Source organism: Bacillus sp. UNC438CL73TsuS30, assembly GCF_000482325.1.
Classification (GTDB): domain Bacteria; phylum Bacillota; class Bacilli; order Bacillales; family Cytobacillaceae; genus Neobacillus.
Window position 1 is genome coordinate 1 of record NZ_AXVA01000049.1, and the last position, 1,668, is coordinate 1,668.

1 protein-coding gene is annotated in these 1,668 nt (G+C 40.7%); it reads right to left on the bottom strand.

Going from position 1 to position 1,668, the window contains the following annotated elements:
• Window positions 1-141 precede the first annotated feature (141 nt).
• A partial coding sequence (locus tag M028_RS0113485; protein WP_026574337.1) for an IS5/IS1182 family transposase occupies window positions 142-1,668 on the bottom strand: 1,527 nt, incomplete at its 5' end.

Below are 1,668 nucleotides of genomic sequence, written 5' to 3' on the forward strand. Positions count from 1 at the left end.
GAGACTGTCGATTAAGTTGTAGTTTATTCCACTTCTAAACCTTATTTCACATACTTTGTGAATTTTATTGGATTTTTTCACAAACTTTCATTGTTTTTTTGTATTTTCCCTTCCTAAGGCCCTCTATTTATCCTGATTTCCCTAATTTGGGCAGACGGGGGCCTTTACCCGATTTTCGCATTTTTTGAAACGATAAAAGGGCTTGATAGGTTCGGTTAATTCCTTTACCATAATTTTCAAATTGATAACCATGGCCGTCAATTTGGACGTGATCCTTAATGATTCCCTCCCTCTTGTTCTTGGTTTCCTGAGTCCATGATGGTTGGCAGCTTCATGATTCGTTCTTTCCACATCGTACCGAGCCCTTAATGAACTCTTTCCAACGTTTGTTTGATTATAGGACTTTCCTTGTTCCATGATTTCATAATAATCACTGATAAAAACGGTTCGACCGTTTTTATTGGTGGTACATTGTTCAAACATTGGGCAGGCTTTACAAATGTTCGCTTCGAATTTGTATTGATACCCCTGACTCGGGTTATTTCGAACTTTTTTAGAGGTCGAGTTCCCTAGTGGGCAGGTGACTTCATCCAATTTTGCATCATAAACAAACCAATCGGGCTCTAACAATCCGGTTGGATTTGAATTTTTTTGTATAGGAGCGGTCAGTAAAATCTGCATCTCTTTTATTTTCTGGCGGTTTTCACCTGTGCCATAAGCCGTATCACCAATGACTTGTTTCGGCACTATACCGTGACGATGGACCACTTCTTCCACCATCGGGACAAGACGTTCTCCATCCCATTCATTACCTGGAATAGGTTCGGTATTCAAGATTAATCCGTGCTGTCTTGACTCCAATACTTGGATTTTATCACCGGTAAACTTCAAGGATTTCGATTTGTATCCACTCCGTATTTCCGGATCATAGGCACTTCGGATACGATCTTGCGGCTTTTCCTTTTTTGATAACTCTTGATATTTAAGTGGTTCCTTTTCAATACCTTCGGTCTTATTCGGATCCATCGGTTTGATGTTCTCTTGTAAAATTTGATAGAGGATTGCTTGAAGTTCCAAACAACGAAGCTGCTGTTTAGCGTTCTCCCATGCCCAAAATACAGGTTTTACCCATTCACTTTCCAGCCAATGTAACAAGCTGTAGGCTTCCACCACCAAGCGGCTAAATAATACCAATCGATCTTTTTCAGGTGTTCGATCCGAGATCCGTTTTAGAAAGCTTTTGAGTGCACAGTCTTGTAAAAGAAAGGTATACAACTTCGGATATGTACGTTTGATGTGTTGAATAATTTGAAGGATTCCTTGCTGGATTAAACGGTAAGCCCCCACCTTCGCAATGTTGGCATATGTATGAAAAGAATCAATAAGCCAGCGGTCATCTTCTTTCCCCCATAGCCCTTTCGCCAAAGCTTGGGAAAGAATATGATGATGACACGCATCAAAAATGGCGGAACCCATGCGATCTCGGTCGAGCCCCAAGGTACTATGATCGAATCCGTTAAAATCTACGGGCACTCCAAAAAAACGTTTTAAATCTAGACGATAAAGAATGGCCTCTTCCATTACACGATCAGAGTAATTGTGATAGCGTTGAGCAAAATGAATCTTTAATTTTAAGGAAGGGGCATAAGGACGTTGTCCATTGGGGGA